At 61.8% G+C, this 18,884-nt stretch carries 16 protein-coding genes, 2 tRNA genes and 1 pseudogene; 10 read left to right on the top strand and 9 right to left on the bottom strand.

Features of this window, described 5'->3' with window-relative positions; translation table 11 throughout:
- Nucleotides 1-79: 79 nt before the first annotated feature.
- On the top strand, nt 80-1,171 hold the full coding sequence (locus O6R08_RS06180; protein ID WP_271417351.1) for a branched-chain amino acid aminotransferase: 1,092 nt from the start codon (nt 80-82) through the stop codon (nt 1,169-1,171).
- Between the two features lie 4 nt (nt 1,172-1,175).
- On the opposite strand, the gene O6R08_RS06175 is transcribed toward O6R08_RS06180, so the two are convergent.
- Complete coding sequence (locus O6R08_RS06175; RefSeq protein ID WP_271417350.1) at nt 1,176-2,459, bottom strand: thymidine phosphorylase; 1,284 nt, start codon at nt 2,457-2,459, stop codon at nt 1,176-1,178.
- Between the two features lie 81 nt (nt 2,460-2,540).
- Between O6R08_RS06175 and O6R08_RS06170 the strand changes: the two genes are divergently transcribed.
- From O6R08_RS06170 to O6R08_RS06160, 3 genes are all read left to right on the top strand, one after another.
- Nucleotides 2,541-3,341 carry a fumarylacetoacetate hydrolase family protein gene (locus tag O6R08_RS06170; RefSeq protein WP_271417349.1) on the top strand — a complete coding sequence of 267 codons (801 nt, stop codon included), beginning with the start codon at nt 2,541-2,543 and terminating at the stop codon, nt 3,339-3,341.
- A complete protein-coding gene (locus O6R08_RS06165; RefSeq protein ID WP_271417348.1) occupies nt 3,341-4,288 on the top strand; it encodes a CPBP family intramembrane glutamic endopeptidase in 948 nt (315 codons plus the stop codon). Before O6R08_RS06170 ends, O6R08_RS06165 begins: the two co-directional genes overlap by 1 nt.
- A 2,086-nt stretch (nt 4,289-6,374) precedes the next feature.
- Nucleotides 6,375-7,388 carry a hypothetical protein gene (locus tag O6R08_RS06160; RefSeq protein WP_271417347.1) on the top strand — a complete coding sequence of 338 codons (1,014 nt, stop codon included), beginning with the start codon at nt 6,375-6,377 and terminating at the stop codon, nt 7,386-7,388.
- Between the two features lie 901 nt (nt 7,389-8,289).
- Here O6R08_RS06160 and O6R08_RS11435 read toward each other — a convergent pair.
- The 3 genes and pseudogenes from O6R08_RS11435 to O6R08_RS06150 form a co-directional block, all read right to left on the bottom strand.
- The gene (locus O6R08_RS11435; protein ID WP_408640100.1) at nt 8,290-8,481 is read right to left on the bottom strand and encodes a hypothetical protein; all 192 of its coding nucleotides are present in this window, start codon (nt 8,479-8,481) and stop codon (nt 8,290-8,292) included.
- A 1,573-nt stretch (nt 8,482-10,054) separates the two neighbouring features.
- Nucleotides 10,055-11,098, bottom strand: coding sequence for a polysaccharide pyruvyl transferase family protein (locus O6R08_RS06155; protein ID WP_271417346.1), 1,044 nt, complete (start codon nt 11,096-11,098; stop codon nt 10,055-10,057).
- Between the two features lie 171 nt (nt 11,099-11,269).
- Nucleotides 11,270-12,554 (bottom strand): annotated as a pseudogene (locus tag O6R08_RS06150) (ISL3 family transposase).
- Nucleotides 12,555-12,608: 54 nt separating this feature from the next.
- Here O6R08_RS06150 and O6R08_RS06145 point away from each other — a divergent pair.
- Nucleotides 12,609-12,944, top strand: coding sequence for a hypothetical protein (locus tag O6R08_RS06145; RefSeq protein ID WP_271417345.1), 336 nt, complete (start codon nt 12,609-12,611; stop codon nt 12,942-12,944).
- Between the two features lie 113 nt (nt 12,945-13,057).
- Here O6R08_RS06145 and O6R08_RS06140 read toward each other — a convergent pair whose 3' ends face one another.
- Together O6R08_RS06140 and O6R08_RS06135 are read right to left on the bottom strand one after the other, a co-directional pair.
- On the bottom strand, nt 13,058-13,465 hold the full coding sequence (locus tag O6R08_RS06140) for a hypothetical protein (RefSeq protein ID WP_271417344.1): 408 nt from the start codon (nt 13,463-13,465) through the stop codon (nt 13,058-13,060).
- 27 nt (nt 13,466-13,492) lie between these two features.
- Complete coding sequence (locus O6R08_RS06135; protein WP_271417343.1) at nt 13,493-13,693, bottom strand: hypothetical protein; 201 nt, start codon at nt 13,691-13,693, stop codon at nt 13,493-13,495.
- Nucleotides 13,694-13,904: 211 nt separating this feature from the next.
- Here O6R08_RS06135 and O6R08_RS06130 point away from each other — a divergent pair.
- Nucleotides 13,905-13,976, top strand: a tRNA-Gln gene (locus O6R08_RS06130).
- Between the two features lie 135 nt (nt 13,977-14,111).
- Nucleotides 14,112-14,187: transfer RNA gene (locus tag O6R08_RS06125), tRNA-Glu, on the top strand.
- Nucleotides 14,188-14,335: 148 nt separating this feature from the next.
- On the opposite strand, the gene O6R08_RS06120 is transcribed toward O6R08_RS06125, so the two are convergent.
- Nucleotides 14,336-15,055, bottom strand: coding sequence for an IclR family transcriptional regulator (locus tag O6R08_RS06120; protein ID WP_271417342.1), 720 nt, complete (start codon nt 15,053-15,055; stop codon nt 14,336-14,338).
- A gap of 174 nt (nt 15,056-15,229) precedes the next feature.
- Here O6R08_RS06120 and O6R08_RS06115 point away from each other — a divergent pair, with 174 nt between their 5' ends.
- Complete coding sequence (locus O6R08_RS06115) at nt 15,230-15,952, top strand: lysophospholipid acyltransferase family protein (protein ID WP_271419288.1); 723 nt, start codon at nt 15,230-15,232, stop codon at nt 15,950-15,952.
- A 48-nt stretch (nt 15,953-16,000) separates the two neighbouring features.
- Nucleotides 16,001-17,098 carry a D-alanine--D-alanine ligase family protein gene (locus O6R08_RS06110; protein WP_271417341.1) on the top strand — a complete coding sequence of 366 codons (1,098 nt, stop codon included), beginning with the start codon at nt 16,001-16,003 and terminating at the stop codon, nt 17,096-17,098.
- Nucleotides 17,099-17,107: 9 nt separating this feature from the next.
- Here the strand turns inward: O6R08_RS06110 and O6R08_RS06105 are convergent, their stop codons facing one another.
- Nucleotides 17,108-17,560 (bottom strand): DUF3515 domain-containing protein, encoded by a 453-nt coding sequence (locus O6R08_RS06105; RefSeq protein ID WP_271417340.1) that lies wholly within the window; start codon nt 17,558-17,560, stop codon nt 17,108-17,110.
- 51 nt (nt 17,561-17,611) lie between these two features.
- Between O6R08_RS06105 and O6R08_RS06100 the strand changes: the two genes are divergently transcribed.
- Nucleotides 17,612-18,574 (top strand): thiamine-phosphate kinase, encoded by a 963-nt coding sequence (locus O6R08_RS06100; RefSeq protein ID WP_271417339.1) that lies wholly within the window; start codon nt 17,612-17,614, stop codon nt 18,572-18,574.
- Nucleotides 18,575-18,623: 49 nt separating this feature from the next.
- Here O6R08_RS06100 and O6R08_RS06095 read toward each other — a convergent pair whose 3' ends face one another.
- Nucleotides 18,624-18,878 (bottom strand): amidase, encoded by a 255-nt coding sequence (locus tag O6R08_RS06095; protein ID WP_271419287.1) that lies wholly within the window; start codon nt 18,876-18,878, stop codon nt 18,624-18,626.
- Nucleotides 18,879-18,884: the final 6 nt, after the last annotated feature.

Raw genomic sequence — 18,884 nt, 5'->3', positions numbered from 1 at the left:
CTCCCCGAAATGGTCCGCGAGGCGATCACGTGACGTCGTGAGTCGGAGCGTGGACTGGCCTGCGGTGTAATGTGTGGCCATGAGTTTGCGCTTTGCTTCTGCTGACGATCTGACGTGGTCCCGCGACGAGGAGATCGCGCTGGAACATGCCAACCCCCGTTTTGGTGAGGTCTTCATCGATCACATGGCTGTTGCCACCTGGCAGGCCGACAAGGGCTGGGGAGACGACGCCGTCGTCAATTACCGCAGTCTGGGCCTCAATCCGGGGAGCGCTGTTCTTCACTACGCGCAGGAGATTTTCGAGGGCCTCAAGGCCTACCGTCACGCCGACGGGTCCGTGTGGCTCTTCCGTCCCGACCAGAATGCTGAGCGTTTTGCCCTGTCGGCGCAGCGTCTCGCCCTGCCCACCCTGCCGGTTGACGATTTCGTCAACGCTTGTGTGCGGCTGTCCGAGGTTGACTCCCGTTGGGTTCCCGAGCCCGGGGCCGACGGTGAGAAGTCCCTGTACCTGCGTCCGTTCATGATTGCCAATCAGGACTTCCTCGGTCTCGCCCCCGCGTCGACGGTGCTGTTCTGTGTCATCGGATCCCCGGTCGGCGCCTACTTCGTCGGGGGAATCAAGCCGCTGCGAATCCTCGTCGAGCGCGAGCAGGCTCGTACCGCTCCCGGTGGCACTGGCGAGGCGAAGTGCGGTGGCAACTACGCCGCGTCGCTGCGTTCCCAGATCGAGGCTCGCGCCCGTGGCTGCGACCAGGTGCTGTTCGTCGATGCGGTCGAGCACCGCTGGATCGAGGAACTGGGCGGCATGAACTTCATGGCCATCAGCAAGGACGGCCAGCTCATCACCCCAGAACTGACTGGGACCATCCTGCGTGGCATCACCCGCAAGTCGATCCTCGAGGTGGCCCCAGATCTCGGGCTGGAGCCAGTGGAGCGCAGGCTTGGCATCGACGAGATGCTTGACGGGGTGCGCTCGGGACAGTTCCCGGAGGTCTTTGCCTGCGGTACCGCAGCGGTCGTCACCCCGATCGGGGCCTTCCTCGACGGTGACAACGAGGTGCAGGTTGCCGAGCCGACCGGCAAGGCGACGATGGAGATCCGTCGCCGCCTGCTCGACATTCAGTTCGGACGCGCCGAGGACACGCGCGGCTGGCTCAAGCGAGTCTGCTGACTCCTCAGGCGGTGATGGTGTCGACGATGATGTCGCGGGGCTGAAAGGACTCTGCGAGGGTGAAGGCGTCGGCCAGGGCCTCCTCGGCACGCGAGATGGCGTCTGGGGTGTCAGTGAGCAGGGTGGCCAGTGGTTGACCAGCGACGACACGATCCCCGGGACGAACGCGCAGCATGACCCCGGCGGCGGCCTGCACGGGATCTTCCTTGCGGGCTCGGCCTGCCCCCAGACGCCAGGCGGCCAGGCCGACGGCCATGGCGTCAACTTCGGTGACGACGCCAGCCTTGGTCGCGATGACGTCTTGGCAATGGTGGGCCACTGGCAACGGTGCGTCGGGATCGCCGCCCTGGGCGCGAACCATGTCGCGCCACACATCCATGGCCTTGCCATTGGCCAGAACGTCAGCCGGGTCGGTGCCGTCCAGACCTGCGGCCGTGACCATCTGACGGGCCAGGGCGACGGTGAGGTCGACAACATCAGTAGGTCCACCGCCCGCCAGCACCTCGAGGGACTCGGCGACCTCGATGCCGTTACCGCAGGCATACCCCAGTGGGACGTCCATCCTGGTCAGCAGGGCAGTGGTGCGCACCCCGGCGGCCTCACCCAGGCTGACGAGGCGGCGGGCCAGCTCGCGGGCGTCCTCCTCGGTCTTCATGAATGCACCCGAACCGGTCTTGACGTCCAGGACGAGGCTGTCTGTGCCCTCGGCGATCTTCTTGCTCATGATGGAGGAGGCAATGAGGGGGATCGACTCGACGGTGCCGGTGACGTCGCGCAGGGCGTAGAGCTTCTTGTCCGCGGGGGCAAGTCCGGGCCCGGCGGCGCAGATGACGGCTCCGACGGTGTCGAGCTGGGCAACCATCTCGTCATGGGTGAGGTCGGCCCGCCATCCTGGAATGGCCTCCATCTTGTCGAGGGTGCCGCCGGTGTGGCCCAGGCCGCGCCCAGACAACTGGGGCACCGCTGCGCCGCAGGCAGCGACGAGGGGAGCCAACGGCAAGGTGATCTTGTCGCCGACCCCGCCGGTGGAATGTTTGTCGACGGTGGGACGCGACAGCCCTGTGAAACTCATCCGCTCGCCGGATTCGATCATGGCTGTCGTCCAGGTCGACAGCTCCTCGTCGTTCAGGCCCTGGAAGAACACGGCCATGGCCATGGCGGACATTTGCTCGTCAGTGACGACGCCATCGGTGTAGGCGCGAATGAGCCAACGGATCTGATCGGAGGTGAGGGTTTGACCCTCGCGCTTGGCACGGATGAGGTCAACGGCGGAGTACGTGGTGGTCATGGCCGAAAGTATGGCAGTACCGGCGCGTTCGTGGTGAGTGGATGCGCCAGCTGTGTCGGGTATCGCCACTACTCTTGACCCATGCGTATTGCCCGGTTTGTCACAGCTGGCGGCGACCCCGCTTTCGGGATCGTCGAACTTGCCGCCGATCAGGGAGATCATCCCGACACCATTGCCGTCATCACGGGAGACCCCGTGGCGGCTCCGGTCCAGTACACCGGTGCCCGTCATGACCTCGCCGACGTCCGCCTGCTGTCCCCGGTGATCCCGCGGTCCAAGATCATCGGGGTCGGCCGCAACTACGCCGACCATGCCAGCGAACTGGGTAACGAGGTACCGTCCCGGCCACTGCTGTTCCTCAAGCCCAACACTTCGGTCATCGGGCCTGACGAGGCTATCGTCAGACCTGCCGCGTCCTCGAACCTGCACTACGAGGCCGAGCTGGCCATCGTCATCGGCCGCATCTGCAAGGACGTCCCGCAGGACAGGGCCCAGGAAGTCATCTTTGGGTTCACTGTGGCCAACGACGTCACCGCTCGTGACCTGCAACACTCTGACGGACACTGGGTGCGGGCGAAGGGCTCGGACACCTTCTGCCCACTGGGTCCTTGGATGGTCACCCACTTCTCTGTTGCTGAGGCTTCACATCGCCAGATCGTCACGCGTCTGGATGGTGAGGAGGTCCAGCACGGCAACACTGACCAGATGATGCACACCATTCCGGAGCTCATTTCCCATGTGTCGTCCTTCATGACCCTGCTGCCTGGCGATGTCATCCTCACTGGGACTCCTGCTGGGGTCGGACCCATGGCACCCGGCCAACGCGTCGAGGTCGAGATCGAGGGTATTGGAACACTGGCCAACACCGTCGTGGAGGCCTGATGGCGACTCGTGCCGTCTCCGCCCGCTCGACGGTGACCGAGCCTGAGCCGCGAGTGGACTACACCCGGGTCCTTGTCGATTCGTCGGCTGGCCCGGGGCCCGGCCTGCTAGGTCTCATCGGACTGTTACTGGGGTACGCGATTGTCGTCCCAGGACTGTTGTACGCCTTCCTGGGCATCGGTTTCCTCGTGGAGCACACCGACGGTGAGGGTTTCCACGCCTACTACCAGCGCGCGGCCGGCTATCACACCGTCGGAGGTCTCATCGCCACCCACCTGGCCCTGGCAAGCCTCATCGCCGTGGTGCTGGTGTTGGCGCGCTACCTCAACCATCGCGCCCCGCGGTGGGTGGCATCAGTCCAACCGGGCATTCGCTGGCGTTTTGGTGTGCTGGTGGCTCTGGTCGCCGTTGTTGTGCTCAATCTGACCCAATTGCTCGTTCGTGGGGGAGCCAACGCTCACTACACCGTTCCCAGAAATTGGTGGGTGTGGCTGCTGGCGATCATCATCACATCGCCCTTCCAGGCCCTGGCTGAGGAGATGTTTTTCCGGGGGTATCTCATGAATGTCATCTCGGCACTGGCCTTGACATTGCCGGAAAAGGTGGGACGGTGGCTCTCGGTCGTCGTCTCTGCCCTCATCTTCGCGCTGATGCACGGCACTCAGAATGCGTGGCTGTTTGCCGACCGGTTCGCCTTCGGACTGCTTGCTGGATGGCTCGTCATCGTCACAGGTGGACTGGAAGCCGGGGTCGCCGCCCACGTCGTCAACAACCTCTTTGCCTTTGGGTATGCGGTCTTCCTGGGAGGGGTGGCGCAGGCTCGCGGCTTGTCGTCGATGGGGTGGGTCGATGCAGCCTGGGACATCGGCGGGTTCCTGGCGATCGCCCTGGCTGGGTGGTGGATCGGCAACCTCATGAGGGTTGCTCGGCGGACACCCGCACGCTAGGGCATCGCACGCTGAGTATGGGGTTGCGGGGAAGCTCGACTGTGCGTGGCCTGATCTTTCGCGCGCCATGGCCGCGGGTTTCCCGACGACAATCTATGAGGCACGGCCCCTGCTCGTTCGAGATACTGATGCGTGCTGGGAAGATGTGGGAGCGTCGTCACCGGTTTTGCTGCTACGATCTGTTCTGAAGATTCTCACGCTTCAAATCGCCTATCACTTTTAGGAAAATGGTGGTGAACACGTGAAGGTTACGCGAGCTGTAGTGATATCGCTCATTGGATCAGAGCGTTTTGATGGGTTTAACGCCGCGGATTGGGATGGCTTTCAATTTCACCGCTTTGATGCAGTGGATACTCGGGACGGCACAGTTCCTGAGGGCTTCTCCATGGCGGGCTTCCGTGCCAGATATGGGACTTTACCTCGGCCCGGGGAGATGGGCTGTGCTATGAGCCACGCTACCGTCATAAGCCAGTTCGCGGAAGAAGCGGGTGATTCTCAGGATCTACTTCTTGTCGCGGAGGACGACGCTCGGCCAATCCCGGAAATAGCCCAGGTTCTGCGGAAGGTTATTCGAGTCATGGAGCGCAGGGGGGCAGACTTGGTGGTACTCTCCGAGCCGATTATTGGGACTCGCCGTTCGATGAAGTGCTATGCGCTGTCTCTAATCTCCGATCCAGTGGGTCACGGCCGTCGGTGCGGACATCCTGCAGACAAGGTGGCGGGGACGGGACTCTATCTGATAACTCGCGGAGCCTGTCGCCGCTACGCAAGAGCTGTTCAAGCTCTGGGGGGCGTCAGCTGGGTTGCTGATGATTACGGGTTCGGAGATACTAGCAGCAGGCGTCAGGGGCCATTTCAAGGCATGGATGTCATGGTAGTTCGCCCCGGGCTGGCTGACTGGGAGGGGGAGACGACCATACAGGATCCCGTGGGGTACCAAAAATTCGCGGAGAAAAAAATTGCGGAGCATGACTCTAAAGGCGGTGGTGCAATCCGCAATATCATTGCGCTGTTTTCGCGACATCGCCGTAATGCTTTCAACTATCTGGTCATACTCCTTCGAGTTACCCTTTTGGACGGGCTTGGAAGAGTGAAGCGTAAAGTGCGGTGCTAAAACGTGAATTGTACGTATTAAGAATTTTTTAGAGGTTTGTGGTGGAAATATTCTAGAGGTGGTGTCTGGCTCCGAACCGCCAAGAGACTGGTTTGCCGTGTCGTTAGTTCTTGAATGGTTGAGGTTTGAGAGACCTGGTTCTGGCTAATTCTCCTGCTTCTGCGTTCAGTCTGCGCGGTGGTAATCGTGGAGGATTGAAGGGTTTTCGCGGGTGATGATGTGGGACGGCGCTTGCCCGAACTTGGGCAGGCGGCGAGGTTCCTGGAATGGTGGTAGTTGCCCCTCTACAGTGTCTGTTGCCCGTTCGAGTCTGACGGCGGGTGTCATCGTTACGGTTGCCACGGATTGCCGTGTGACAGTGGCGTCCATGACCTGACGGACGTTCCCTCGGTTGAGACCCCGGCAGCGGATATGTCTGACCCTAAGCCCTCAACCGCGCTGCTTCACCGCGTTCCTACTCGCGACGATTGAGACGAGACGCATGGCAATGGGTGTTGGAAGCACCGGGGGCCAACTACCTGCACATGGCCTGCATGTTCGTCACACTCATCGCGGCGACACCTACGTCACCATCTTGATCAACCTCCCCCGGTATTTGCAGGCATCAGTCTGAGTCGGCGTTGGCGATGGTCGAAAGCCTCTCGAAACAGGACTTCGATATCTGCTCGCGTCACAGCCCCGGCATGGCGAGACGCGGTGAGGATCGTTGTATGGGGTAATGCCCGGGGTATGGGGTCGGCGGTATGGTGATGTGCGCCCAGATTCGTTGTGTGCGGTAGATTGAGCGCCGTGCCTGACGTCACATCGCATGGGGAGGAAACCCATATGGCCGCCAATCAGATCGAGCTTCGTGATGGGGAAGCCGGGAGCGGCAGGAGGAGCTGCCTGCTTACCCGCTCCGACGGCCAGAAGGCTGAGTTGTTCGTGGAGACTGACGGCCCCCTCTCGACCGCATCGGGTGCTGACCCATGGGTGCTGATGTCCGCTCTCTTCTTCATGAGCGTCGGCGGGGATGTCGCCGTGCACGGCCCCGTTTCCCGCCGACTGCTGATTGGTATGGAGGAATGGAGTGGCGCGATGGCACAATACCGGCCCAATGCGTACCGGCGCGTGCGCTTCGTACCGGAGGTCGTCGTCGAAGGAGAAGTCCCCGGCGATTCTCCTGGGATGGCCGCTTTCTCCGGAGGTGTGGATGCCGCGTTCACGCTGAAGCGCCACCATGAGCGGCGCTTGGGTGAGGCGTCGGCGCCGCTGCAACGCTTGGTTCTGGTCCACGGTTTCGACGTGCCGTTGTCCGACCAGAAAGCCTTTGACAAGGCCTACGCTCCGGTTAAGGCGACGGCGGATCGGCGAGGGGTCGACCTCGTCGGCGTCAGGACCAACTTCCGGTCCTTGCCAGGTCAGGATTGGGAGGTCGCCCACATGACGGGGCTCGTCGCAGTGATGACGGCATTGTGCGACAGTCCCACCGTCGGCCTGGTAGGAAGCTCCTACACCTATGCTGACCCCCAAGTTGGTTGGGGATCGGCGCCTGAACTCGACCACCTCCTTTCCAGCGCACTGCTGGAAGTGCGCCACGACGGAGCAGACTTCACACGTTCTGAAAAGATTGCGCTCCTCGCAGAAAACCCCGAGTGGCTCGAAGATTTGCGAGTGTGTTGGCAGGCGCAGGCCGGCGGCGAGAACTGCGGAAGGTGCGAGAAGTGCTTGAGAACACAGGCGGCCTTGCGTGCATGTGGCATCACCTCGACTCGCACCTTCCCGTCCATACCTGATTTCTCCAAGGTTTCACTTCCGGCGTTGACCGATCACGATCTTCGGTTCTGGAATGAGGTCGTCGATTTTGCCGAATCGCGGGGATCGTCCGAGCTGGCCCACAATTTGCGCGGTTGTCGTGCTCGCGGCAGGCGACGGGGACTGATTGTGGTGCCAATGAGGAGACTGGGCCGACGCATCCTCAACAAGGTTGACACGCTGCGAGGATAGAGGGCTTCGGATAATTGACCGCCTCATCGAGACCTTTTCGGGTCCCATCAATGTGCTGTTCTTCCGAACGGCTTGCTAAGAGTCGGGTTGCCGTTGCTCCACGGATGTGGTGCAGATCTACGTATGGCCACGTGGCAAGCGTGCGTGAGGCCTCAATAACGAGAAGCTTTTGGGGTGGGGTACTACGGCTGTGCTCGACGCGTCTGCTCAAGGGTTCGGGGTGCCGAGAAGAGCGCGTCCACCAACGCGAACCGGCGGAGCGATGTGAGTAACCAACCGGCCAGCAGAACCGTGACCAGGCAACAGACCAAGGATACGCCCGGACGTCGGCTTCCCAGGAGCACCGTTACGACGTAGGAGGTTGCGACCATCGCGGGATAGTGGGACACGTAGAACACGAGGAAGTGCCGACCAATGTGCCGCACGGGGCCAACCACCATTGTAGTTGCAGAGAAAACTCTACTATGGGCTGCCACGCAATCAAAATGAATCTGACGACGCCGGTTAAGGTTACGATCCGGCCCACGACTGGAGATACGTAGGCGGGGACCTCGAGAAGTGCGGACAAAGTCGCGACGTTGAGGACCACGGACACGAGCAGGCAGATGATCCCGCCGAGGTGGCCACGGTCTTAGAACCTTCCCTTGTTTTGCGCCAAGAAATGGCCTAAGTAGAAGAATCCAGAGAGCAGGAAACTCGCTGATGAAGCCACGGTCGACAATGAAGTAACTCAGCACTTGGGTGGCAAAAACGATTGCGAGAACTGGAATGCGTGTGAGCGCGGGAGCCAGACAATAGTATAGGAAGACGAAGAGGAAGAACTACGTGTAGGTGACGGGGATCCACTCGGCGGGGCGCGCCAACTGGTTTAGCTTCCCCGTCGTGAACAACACCACGGGGCCTACAGCAAATAGGGCCATAAGAGTCCCCTCATCTTGCCCAAGTAGAAGGCTTTGATGGGTTTGCGCAGGGCGCGTCCCGATAGGCACATCAATAGCGGCATGCGATACGGACCCATTAAGTTATTCACCCAAATGAGCCACGACCATAGCGCGACCGAGTGATAGATCATCCGGATATACGACGCGTGCATCAGCAAAAGGGCAAGCCTGGCGAACCCGCGCGCCGTATCAAGCCATCCGATCCGGGGGTAACAGCGATTCTAATGTCTCGTTGCAGTCGTATTGGAGTGCTCTTCATGATTCTTCTCACGTGATTCGCTCTTCTGGGACTCATTTGATTGTACTACCGGACAGGTTGGTCAAAGGTTTCGAAAGGGGGCGAGATTGCGGTCGATACTTGCGACAAGTGAGTCTTCGGTATCCATGGCGTCGACTTAGGCGGTGATGGAAGAGACGAAGTAGGTGCCGGATGACCCTCCACTGGTCGCCCGCACCATCGGGAGGTGTTCGCGAGCATCGCAACAGTGCATGCATGGGCCATCGATAACGGGGGTAATGGCACAGAACCCCCTTGGTCGTCGGCGTGACTGGCCCTGAAATTGCTGGCGGGCGAGGTCGCGGTTCTAGCCAGTTACCTCGATACCCTAACCCACGATCTGGCCCTTGTCCTTCTTCGACGCTGTCGCGTAGGCCGCAGTATACTTCTCGGTCACCTCGCACTGAGCCTGCAATGACAGTCCCGCACTACCGATACCCCATGGTCGCTGTCACTGCACTGGTTTCGCGCGGAAAAGTGTGTGAGGCACGGCCCTTGTCTACCCGGGGACTTTATGTGAGTCTTATTGGAGGCTTGAGAGCTCCCTGGACGCGAACTTATACTTTCCGGGTGGTAGTGGTTGATCGGGTGGTTATCAGTCTGAAAGATTTTCCGCGCACGTCGCAGTTTCTCAGTCAACCTAGTGGGTGTTCTTTTCGAGTGCATTGGGTCGGCGTGAGGAGGGTTTGGGCCGCTTTGACGTTGCCGGTCTCGAACGTCGCTACGGTAGGCCGCCACTTTCAGGCAAGATAGGGTGTGCGATTAGGTATCTGGATGTATTGACAGCTTCTGCTGAAGGTCAAGGAAGTCCGCATGATGTCCTATTTGTAGCCGAGGATGACGCGGTTCTAGACGAGGACTTCGGGTCGGTGCTTCAACGTGTTGCGGTGACATCGGGTTGGGATTGAGTGTTGTTGGCGAATCCCTACGAGCCTTGCGGGCGCTCCTACTTCGATAGCGTGTTTCGTCATGCTGCGGTGTTGGCACTGACTGCCCGCCTAGTGGGGAATGGGCACGGCCCTTCAGGTATCGCTCTGGTCGCTTTCGCGGATGACTTTATGATACTGGGTTATATCTTGTGACGCGGCGATCTGTCCGACTTCTAGTTGGCCTGTATCGTTCAGACGGGGCGGTGTCATGGGTAGCTGACGATTACCGTAATTGGCACGTTCGGGCTGAGCTGATGGACATTAGGTCGCTGGGCACAAATATGGCAGGCTGGATCGGTGGCTCAGAGATCGCTGCCGACAGGGGAAATTTTGAAAATCTTAACCGGTCGCAGCGGCGAATAGGAATTCTTGGTCTTTCGCACAGGCTTCCGTAGGTGTTGTATCGAGGTAAGCGGGGGATCCTTGCATCGTTACCCCATTTTTCTCGAGGGAAGGGGTCGCAGTGATATCGCGATTTTGGTGCTCACTCCTGATTAGGGGCCTTCCAGCTGTCTCGGCTCAGTAGCGGATAAGTCCGGCAGGGCAAGGCTGGCCACTGTCTCGCTCCGATTTTTGCTGTTCAGCCAGTGCTACCGCTTGCTCGTAGGCGTCTTGTAGGTTGTCGGCCCAGTGTGCGGTACTGAAATGGCCGGTCCACTCTTGGTAGATTTCGGAGATTTTCCCGTAGGAGTTGTCCGTGACGACGTGTGGGATCCCGGCGAGTGCGCAGTAGACGTGGGCGTGAAGCCGGTTGGTTGCGACGATCCCTGCACCTTGGAAGGTGGTGAGGAAGGCGCGCAGGTTGGCACTGGCCAAGAGTTTGGATTGTGACTCCCGCATGAGATCGCGAACGGGGCCCAAGGGGAGCAGGTCTAGCGGCCTGTCGGTGGTAAGCCGGCTAAGTATCCATCGTGCACGCCCCGGAATCGTGAACCGATAATCGCCGACGGTGTCCGTCGGCCGCATGCGCACTTGTTCCCTCCGGCTCTCCTCATCGTCCCTGCTTAAGATATGCACTTGGCTCGGGTACTTGGCTCGGTGACGGAGATAATACGGAGCGGTATTTGCTTCGATCCCCAGGGCCGAGTCGGGGCAGTAGAGCACTTTGTGCTGTCCGAAATGCTGATGCGCGAATGCTTCACTCCTCCGGGCTCGCACCATGAGGGTGAGATCGTGGGCAACGCGCAAGGCCTTCCGGGTGTGCTCAATGTTGGAATTGTCGCGGAACCAAAACGTGTTGGGCAGGAACACGATCTTGCGGCGCGGGAACTCTTCTACCAGCGCTTCCCGGAATCCCTGGTGTAGTGAATAGGCATCCCCAAAATTGCCTCCGCCGTGGCACAAGATTGGCCAGTCACGGGGGAGCTTGCGAATCTCGTCCCAGCGTGCGGAGAAGGCCGTCGCGCAATAACGTACGCGCACCTCGAGACGAGTGAGGGTGGCAAGCTCGCCGGCAAAGATAAGCGTGTCACCTAGATTTCTGTGTCGGGGCTGATCCAACAGGATGACGTCGCGCGCGTCTCCAATTGCTTGGCGGTAGCTGGCGTCGAGCTGCTCGTGCATTGAACGCAAGACGGATAGATCGGCCTCAGGTAGTGGCATGGCGATCCTCGAATCATGTCGGCTGGCTTGTTTCAACAAGGGGGTGGTGTGACGTTGGTGCGTGGCGCGGGTACGGGCCAACGGGGCAAAATGGACATCACTGACGCGATAGTAACGGACAATGATGGCTCTTCACAATCGATAATGTAGGTGGGGTCTGAATCCGCCGGCTTCGAGGAGGGATCGGGTGATGTCGTTGGTCAGGTTGGGGAAGCCTAGGGCGGTGCCGCGTAGGTGTTCGAGGCGTTCGTTGATGGTCTGGGTGGGGCCGTTGCTGGTGGCGGGCTGGTCGAAGAAGGCCAGGATGTCATCGCGGCGTGTGGTCAGGGTCCGGCCGAGTCGTGCGACCTCGACCAGGTTGGCGGGAACGCTCGATCCGATCGACGCGATGAGCCGGGTCATGATGTTTGTGCCTTCGGTTCGGCTATTGGCGCGGTAAACGGTGATCATGGTTTGGTAGACGTCCCAGGTGGCCTCGACCTCGACATGCCGATCATCACTGAACAGTTCATCCACGCGGTGTTGTTGTGTGTCGGTCAGCAGATCAGCGCCGGTGTGCAGGATTCGGCGGTTCTGGTAGAGCAGGTGGTGCTTGCGGCCGCGGGTGCCATGCAGCATGATTTGGACCCGCCTGCGGCAGGCATCCAGAGCATCGCCGGCCAACCTCACGACGTGGAACGGGTCTATCACCGTGGTGGCGTCAGGGAGTTCTTCGGCGGTGGCGGTTGTGAAGCCGGACAACCCGTCCATGGCCACGATCTTCACTCCGTCGCGCCAGGCTTGTGGTTGGTCGGTCAGCCAGGTTGCCAAGGCCTGCTTCGAGCGTCCTTTGATCATCGCCACCGGCCGGCTCGGGCTGGTGCCATCCCGCACCGGGGTCAGGTCGATGACCACGGTCACATACGTGTCACCCTTGTGGGTGTGACGCCACACATGCTCATCCACGCCTACCACGGTGACGTGGTCCAAGCGGCCGGGCTGGTCAATGAGCAGTCGTTGTCCTTCGGCTGACCGCATCGTTGGCGGTGTTCCATGTCACGCCGAGCGCTGTGGCGATCCGTGTCACTGATAGTAGGTGGTTGACCACCAGTGTTTCCAGCGCCCACCGTAACGCGCCACGTGACAAGCACGAACGCGGCGAAGCGGCACCGGTGAGGTGGTGGCGCCACACATGCCCGCAGTCGCGGCACTGGTAGCGGGGTAGCCGGACGTGCAGGGTGGTAGGGCGTCAACCGAACGGGACGTGCGCCAGGTCGCGGATCACGTTGTCACGCGCTGATCGGTGGCCGCCGCAGCGATGGCACCAGTCATCGGGTTTGATCGGATGGCAGGCCAGCAAGGCACGCTGGCTGGTCAGGTGTTGACCGACGACCCTCAGGCCGAGGTCGTCAAGCTGGCAGAACGCGTGGTGCCTCATTGTCAAGTCCCCGCGAAATGAGGGTCGTGCTTCACATAGTTTTTTCCTCGCGTGGTGGGAGGGTTAGCTGGCTCGGGTTCGGATGCCGGTGGCTGGGGGGAGTTTTGGGCGGGTTTGGTCTTCGAGTTGGCGGGTTTTGGCTGCGGCGAGTCGGGTGAGTTCTGCTTGGATGCCGGTGATCTGGGCGGCTATGGCGACGGGTTTGAGGCTGGTCTTGTAGGCGGCGGGTTCGGCGTGTTGGGCGGGGCTGAGGCTGAGAACGTCGGCGGGTTGCAGCTTGTCGGACGGGGTGGCGGGTGTTGTGCGAGGTGGTTGTTCTTCGACTCGATGGTGGCCTGGTCGTTGCTTGTGTCAGGCCTGGACCGGGTGAAAAACACCTTGCGCAGCTGAGCAGGTCGTGGTTGATGAACTCCGATCCGTTGTCGCAATCGATCCCGGTCACCATGAACGGCACGTGGTCAACGAAGCTGGTGAAGACACCCAGGACGTGGACGGCGGCGTTGTTACGGATCGAGCGGGTGTAGACCCAGCCGGTGTGCATGTCGGTGACGTTCACCACTGGCAGCGAACTGGCCTTTCAGGCTGGGCCCGCCATGAGCGACGGTGTCGACCTCGAAGAACCCGGGCTCGGCGTCAACCTCGTCACCAGCCTTACGGATGGTGATCGAGTTAGGCAGCAGACTGCCAGGCCGGGTGGTGCTCTTACCACGGATCGGATCGTGGGCCCGCACAGGAGCAAGGTAACGGTCGATCGTGGCCGGGCTCATCGCGATCAGTTCGGCACGGACCTGCGCGCTGTACCGGTCGATGCCTGGAATAAGGGATCCTTCAGCTTCCATGGCAACAAGCCAGTCAGTCATGGACGCGGCCAAGTACTTCCCACACACCCCACTACTGGTCGCCCACACCATCTGCAGGATTGTGCGAGCATCGTAGAACTACGTGCATGGATTGGTGCGGCGACGATCGGTCACCGCGATCGTGGCACACGCCCGCCCTGGAGGCTGACGTAGCCGGCCCCGCAGTTGCTGACGGGCATGGTCACGGTTCCAGCCAGTCACCTCGACCACCTGATCGAGGATCCGGCCCTTGTCCTTCTTCGACGCTGCCGCGTAGGCCGCAGCATACTTCTTGGTCACCTCGAAGCGAGCCTGTAACGACAACCCCTCACCATCCATACCCCATGGTCGCCGTCACGGCACTGATTTCGCGGGGGAAAAGTGTGTGAGGCACGGACCCTGTCTACCCAGGGACTTTACGTGAGTCTCGTCGTCGATTTGCGCATTCAGGGAGAGTTCGTTAAAGTTTCTCGACGTTGCTCCACTGAGGTTCACCGAGGTGGGACGATGATGGGGTATAGGGTAATTGGCAGCCCGACTGATTCTGGTTCAGTTAGTCCAGGTTCGAGTCCTGGTACCCCAGCTCGGGAGACTGACACCATGAAGTTGCGGAAGCAGCCGAATGATTGTTAATGTTTCCCAGCCCGGTTCGCAGAGGACTTGGGAACAACAGAAAAGGGTGGCGCGTCCCGAACTCGACGGGAAGTGGCGTCCGCATGGCCCCGTAGTGCAGCGGCCTAGCACGCGGCCCTCTCAAGGCTGAAACGGCGGTTCGAATCCGCTCGGGGCTACCAGCTGAAGTGACCCGGATCCACCAGGATCCGGGTCATCGCTTTGTCGATGGGACAATCCTGACGGCGCCGTTCCCAAGAATCAACGATGGGGCGCCAAGGAGTTGCCAGCCGCCTCGCACCCAGGTGCATCCCACGATGATGGCCAGCCTCACTCGGCAGACCGGCGTAGCACCTCCGACAGGCGTCCTCCGGCTGCGACGACGGCAGGGGCATGGATGCGTCCAGGCTGACGAGTCAGACGCTCAATCGGCCCTGAGACCGACACGGCCGCGATGACCTTGCCGGAGGGGGACCGTACCGGGGCCGAGACCGACGCGACCCCGGCCTCACGCTCGCCGACTGACTGGGCCCAGCCGCGTTTGCGCACCGCAGCGAGGGTGACCTCGGAGAAGGCAGAGTGGTGCAATCCCCGCCGCATCTTGTCGCTGTCCTCCCATGCCAGCAGAATCTGAGCCGCCGATCCGGCGTCCATGGACAAGATGGATCCTACCGGGATGGTGTCTCGCAATCCCGTCGGACGCTCCGCACTGGCCGCGCACACCCGGCTGCCAGCCTGACGACGGTACAGCTGAGCAGATTCGCCGGTGATGTCTCGAAGTCTGGCCAGAATGGGCCCAGATGCAGCCAGAAGACGATCCTCGCCGGCTGCTGCTGCAAGCTCTGAGAGCCGTGGACCCAGGATGAAGCGACCTTGGAGATCACGACTGACGAACCGGTGGTGTTCCAGCGCGCGGGCCAGACGATGAGCCGTCGGTCGGGCCAATCCGGTTGTCTCGACCAGCCCTGCCAGGGATGCCGGTCCCGTCTCCAGGGCAGCCAACACGAGCGCGGCCTTGTCCAGCACACCCACACCACTTGAGTCGTCCATATGCCGATATTAACGGTCCAAATCCTGGCCGTCGAGGTTGAGTGAGAAGGTGGTGATCACCGATGACGACATCAGTGAGCCGATAGAGTGTGTTGGTCCAGATCACTCAGGAGGGACACCGTGGCGCTGCCCGCCGTGACCAATCCAGCCGACACCCCTGGCCTCATCTTCCGGATGGGTGTGGGGACGTTGTATCCGCTGGCTCGTACCTTGACGCGGTTCGACCACCACGGTGGTGAGAATCTGCCCGGTCCAGGGCCTGCCCTCATCGTGAGCAACCACGTCTCCAACTACGACCCCATCGTGTTGGGAGCCTTCTTGGTGGCCAACGGTCGTTGGCCGCACTGGTTGGCCAAGAAAGAGCTGTTCTCGGTGCCGATCGTCGGATGGGTGGCCTCTGCCAGTGGCCAGATCCCCGTGGACCGCAAGGGCCCGAATCGGGCCAAAGTCCTTGACGATGCCAAGGCTGCCCTGGACAAGGGCATGACGGTGGTGATGTATCCGGAAGGCACGATCACCGCCGACCCCTTGCATTGGCCCATGACTGGACGAACGGGTGCGGCACGCCTGGCCCTGGAGACCGGGGTTCCTGTCATCCCGGTGGGCCAGTGGGGGCCTCAGCAGGTCATGGGTTACAAGGAGATGACCTTCCCCAAGCTGTGGCCGCGCAAGACCATGAAGCTGTACTGCGGCACCGAGGTCGACCTGTCGGATCTCCACGACCATCACGACACCGACTCAGTCCGGGAAGCCTCCAACCGGATCATGGACGCCATTGACGCCCAGGTTGCCCGTGCTCGCGGGGAGTTTCCGCCGCCGGACCGTTACGACATGCGCACGGGCAGACGAGTTCCCAAAACAGTTGCCCCGGCGCGGCCAGTCGTCGGGCCCCGCTGAGGTGATGCCTCGGTAGTGTGAGGTGCCATCACGACGAAAGGACCTCACATGAACCGCACCCACGTTGCCGTCATCTTCGGTGGGATGAGCTCGGAGCATTCGATCTCCTGCCTGTCTGCGGCCAATGTGGTGGCTGCGATTGACCGCGAACGGTTCGACGTCTCCGGTGTGGGTATCACCCCTGATGGCGTCTGGGTGCGCTACGGAGTCGATGAGATCCTGGCCCTGCCCAGCACCGGCCAGCTCCCAGTCGTGGAGGTGGGGGACCGGTCGTTGGTATCGATTACCCAGATGCCCGGCGGCACCTGCATCGTCGACACCGACGGCAATGCCGACCTCGTCGATGTCGTCTTCCCGGTACTCCACGGACCCTTCGGGGAGGACGGGACCATCCAAGGTCTGCTGGAAATGGCCGGGGTGCGTTATGTGGGTTGCGGCGTCGCGGCAAGTGCCAATTGCATGGACAAGCACCTCACCAAGATGGTCCTGGCTGAGGCCGGGGTTCTCGTCGGTCCCTACGTCGTCGTGCGTGACCACGAGTGGCGTGAGGACCGGCATGCCGTCCTCGAGGCTGCCTCACGGTTGACCTACCCGCTGTTCGTCAAGCCGGCCCGTGGCGGATCCTCGATCGGTATTTCCAAGGTGGCCAGCCCCGACGCTCTGGAAGCCGCCATTGAAGCGGCTCGCGAGCACGACACCAAGGTCCTCGTCGAACAGGGGATCTCAGGCCGCGAGATCGAGTGCTCCGTCCTCGACGGCCATCACGGCGGTGCTCCTCGGGCCTCGGTTCCCGGCGAGATCGTCGTCCATGACCCCGATGGTTTCTACGACTTCGAGGCCAAGTACCTCACCGGGGAGCAGAAAGCGTCGGTCCAGCCCCGAGCCGACCTCGACGACCAGACCCGCAATCGCGTCCAGGAAATCGCTGTCACAGCGTTCCGGGTGCTGGGCTGTGAAGGGCTCGCCCGTATCGACACCTTCGTCACCCCCGAGGGCACCGTCTACGTCAACGAACCCAACACCATGCCGGGATTCACCCGCAGCTCGGGGTTCCCACTGATGTGGCAGGCCAGTGGCATGACGTACGCCCAGATCGTCAGCGAACTCATCGACCTGGCCCTGGAACGTCCGTTGGGACTGCGCTGATCTGCGCTGTCACTGGCAGGCATGCACCGTCGGCGTGTGTTTGACAGCCGCTGACAGATCGACCAGGGCATCGGCCTGCGGGGAGTACGTGGTGGGCACGGTCACCTCGACGTTGTCGGCCCTCCCGATGGTCGTGAAGCGCCAGCCGTCGTCAATCTGCTCGGCGAACCAGCCCACGTCGTTGATGACGTCACACCGCGACGTCGGCTCCAGCCCGGCAGGCTTGTCCACCCCACAGCGCAACACGATGCTCGGGTCACCCCAGGTTGCCACCGTCGCATCGTGATCCTTGAGGTCGGCCCCGGCAACGGTGCGCGGCAGGTCGGCCATGACCGCCTGACATCCGGCAGAAGCCGAACCGCCGCCAGAGGGATGGGCCACGGGTTCCTCACTCGAACACGCCGTCGCCACCAGACAGACAGTGAGCAGGGTTGCATACCGGGTTGCATGATGGATGGGCACGCACTCACGGTAGCGTGTTCTCGACCATCAGCCCGGTTCCAAGGAGATCGAATGGCCACCACGACGACCATGTCCGAGGTGGGGGAATTCCCGCTCATTTCCTCCATCGTCAAGGATCTGCCCATGGGGCGGGCGGTCACCCTGGGGCCGGGGGACGACGGTGCCGTGTTCCAGGTGGACGGATCTGTCGTCGTCTCGACCGATGTTCTCGTCGAAGAGGTGCACTTCCGTCGCAGGTGGTCGACGCCGACCGATGTCGGACGAAAGGCCGTCGCCGTCAATGTCTCCGACATCGAGGCGATGGGTGCTGTCCCGGTTGCCCTCGTGGTGGGTTTCTCCGCGCCGGGAGACCTGCCGGCCTCCTGGGCGCGCGAGTTCATGGCAGGCATGGCTGGCGAGGCCGAGAAGGCCGGTGTGAGCCTCGTGGGAGGTGACACGACCGCTGGGCCTGTCATCACCATCGCAGTGTCGGTCATCGGCCAGACAGCTGGGCTGGCTCCGGTGCGTCGCGACGGCGCAGTTCCTGGCGACGAGGTGGCCGTCATCGGCCAACTTGGCCTGGCAGCCGCTGGGCTTGTGCTGCTTGGTCGGGGTTTCCGGTCCCCGCGTGCAGCGGTCTCGGCCCAACGGTGCCCCGAGGTTCCCTACGGGCAGGGACGGGTGGCGGCTCAGGCCGGCGCCCACGCGATGATTGACATCTCGGACGGCTTGTTGGCTGATCTGGGCCACATCGCAGAGCAATCCGGATTCGCCATCGACGTCACCACCTCGGCCCTCGACATCGCCGAACCAGTGCGTACCGTCGGTATGGCCACCGGCATGGACCCGCTCACCTGGGTGCTGGCTGGGGGAGAGGACCATGCCTTGGCGGCCACCTTTTCCCCAGGTGGCGTTCCAGACGGATGGCGGGTCATCGGGCGTGTCCTTCCTCCCGATGAGGTCGCCGATCCCACGGTTCTCGTCGACGGTCAGCCGTGGGAGCGTGAGCGTGGCTGGACCCATTTCCATTCCTGAATGATGACGGTCATCCCGCCGAGTTCGAGCACCTTCGCCGCCAGATCAATCATCTGACTCTCCGCTTCGCCTCCGGGCTACTGGTGGTCGTGGTTGATAACGTCCATGACATGGCGACCCGTGCGTCTTCCCCAGCGCGGCCCCGGCATACCACGGCGAAGACATCGTCGCGTGGCTCGGGCACACGCTCGAACGGAAGCAACAAGAAGACGTCGACCCGCTCGAGGAGCAGGTCGACGCCACCAAGCGCATCCACATCCCCGAACCCGGTGGCCCGAGCACTGTCGGCAACCTGGTCGGGTATTGCCCG

It is taken from the genome of Cutibacterium equinum, assembly GCF_028021195.1.
GTDB lineage: Bacteria > Actinomycetota > Actinomycetes > Propionibacteriales > Propionibacteriaceae > Cutibacterium > Cutibacterium equinum.
This window is presented reverse-complemented; position numbering and strand designations above follow the sequence as displayed.

Coding starts and splice junctions, on each gene's coding strand:
- O6R08_RS06165 (WP_271417348.1), top strand. CDS start 3,341: ATGGCGACTCGTGCCGTCTCCGCCCGCTCGACGGTGACCGAGCCTGAG.
- O6R08_RS06120 (WP_271417342.1), bottom strand. CDS start 15,055: ATGGACGACTCAAGTGGTGTGGGTGTGCTGGACAAGGCCGCGCTCGTG.
- O6R08_RS06110 (WP_271417341.1), top strand. CDS start 16,001: ATGAACCGCACCCACGTTGCCGTCATCTTCGGTGGGATGAGCTCGGAG.
- O6R08_RS11435 (WP_408640100.1), bottom strand. CDS start 8,481: ATGCACGCGTCGTATATCCGGATGATCTATCACTCGGTCGCGCTATGG.
- O6R08_RS06140 (WP_271417344.1), bottom strand. CDS start 13,465: ATGGTGTGGGCGACCAGTAGTGGGGTGTGTGGGAAGTACTTGGCCGCG.
- O6R08_RS06100 (WP_271417339.1), top strand. CDS start 17,612: ATGGCCACCACGACGACCATGTCCGAGGTGGGGGAATTCCCGCTCATT.
- O6R08_RS06155 (WP_271417346.1), bottom strand. CDS start 11,098: ATGCACGAGCAGCTCGACGCCAGCTACCGCCAAGCAATTGGAGACGCG.
- O6R08_RS06180 (WP_271417351.1), top strand. CDS start 80: ATGAGTTTGCGCTTTGCTTCTGCTGACGATCTGACGTGGTCCCGCGAC.
- O6R08_RS06175 (WP_271417350.1), bottom strand. CDS start 2,459: ATGACCACCACGTACTCCGCCGTTGACCTCATCCGTGCCAAGCGCGAG.
- O6R08_RS06115 (WP_271419288.1), top strand. CDS start 15,230: ATGGGTGTGGGGACGTTGTATCCGCTGGCTCGTACCTTGACGCGGTTC.
- O6R08_RS06170 (WP_271417349.1), top strand. CDS start 2,541: ATGCGTATTGCCCGGTTTGTCACAGCTGGCGGCGACCCCGCTTTCGGG.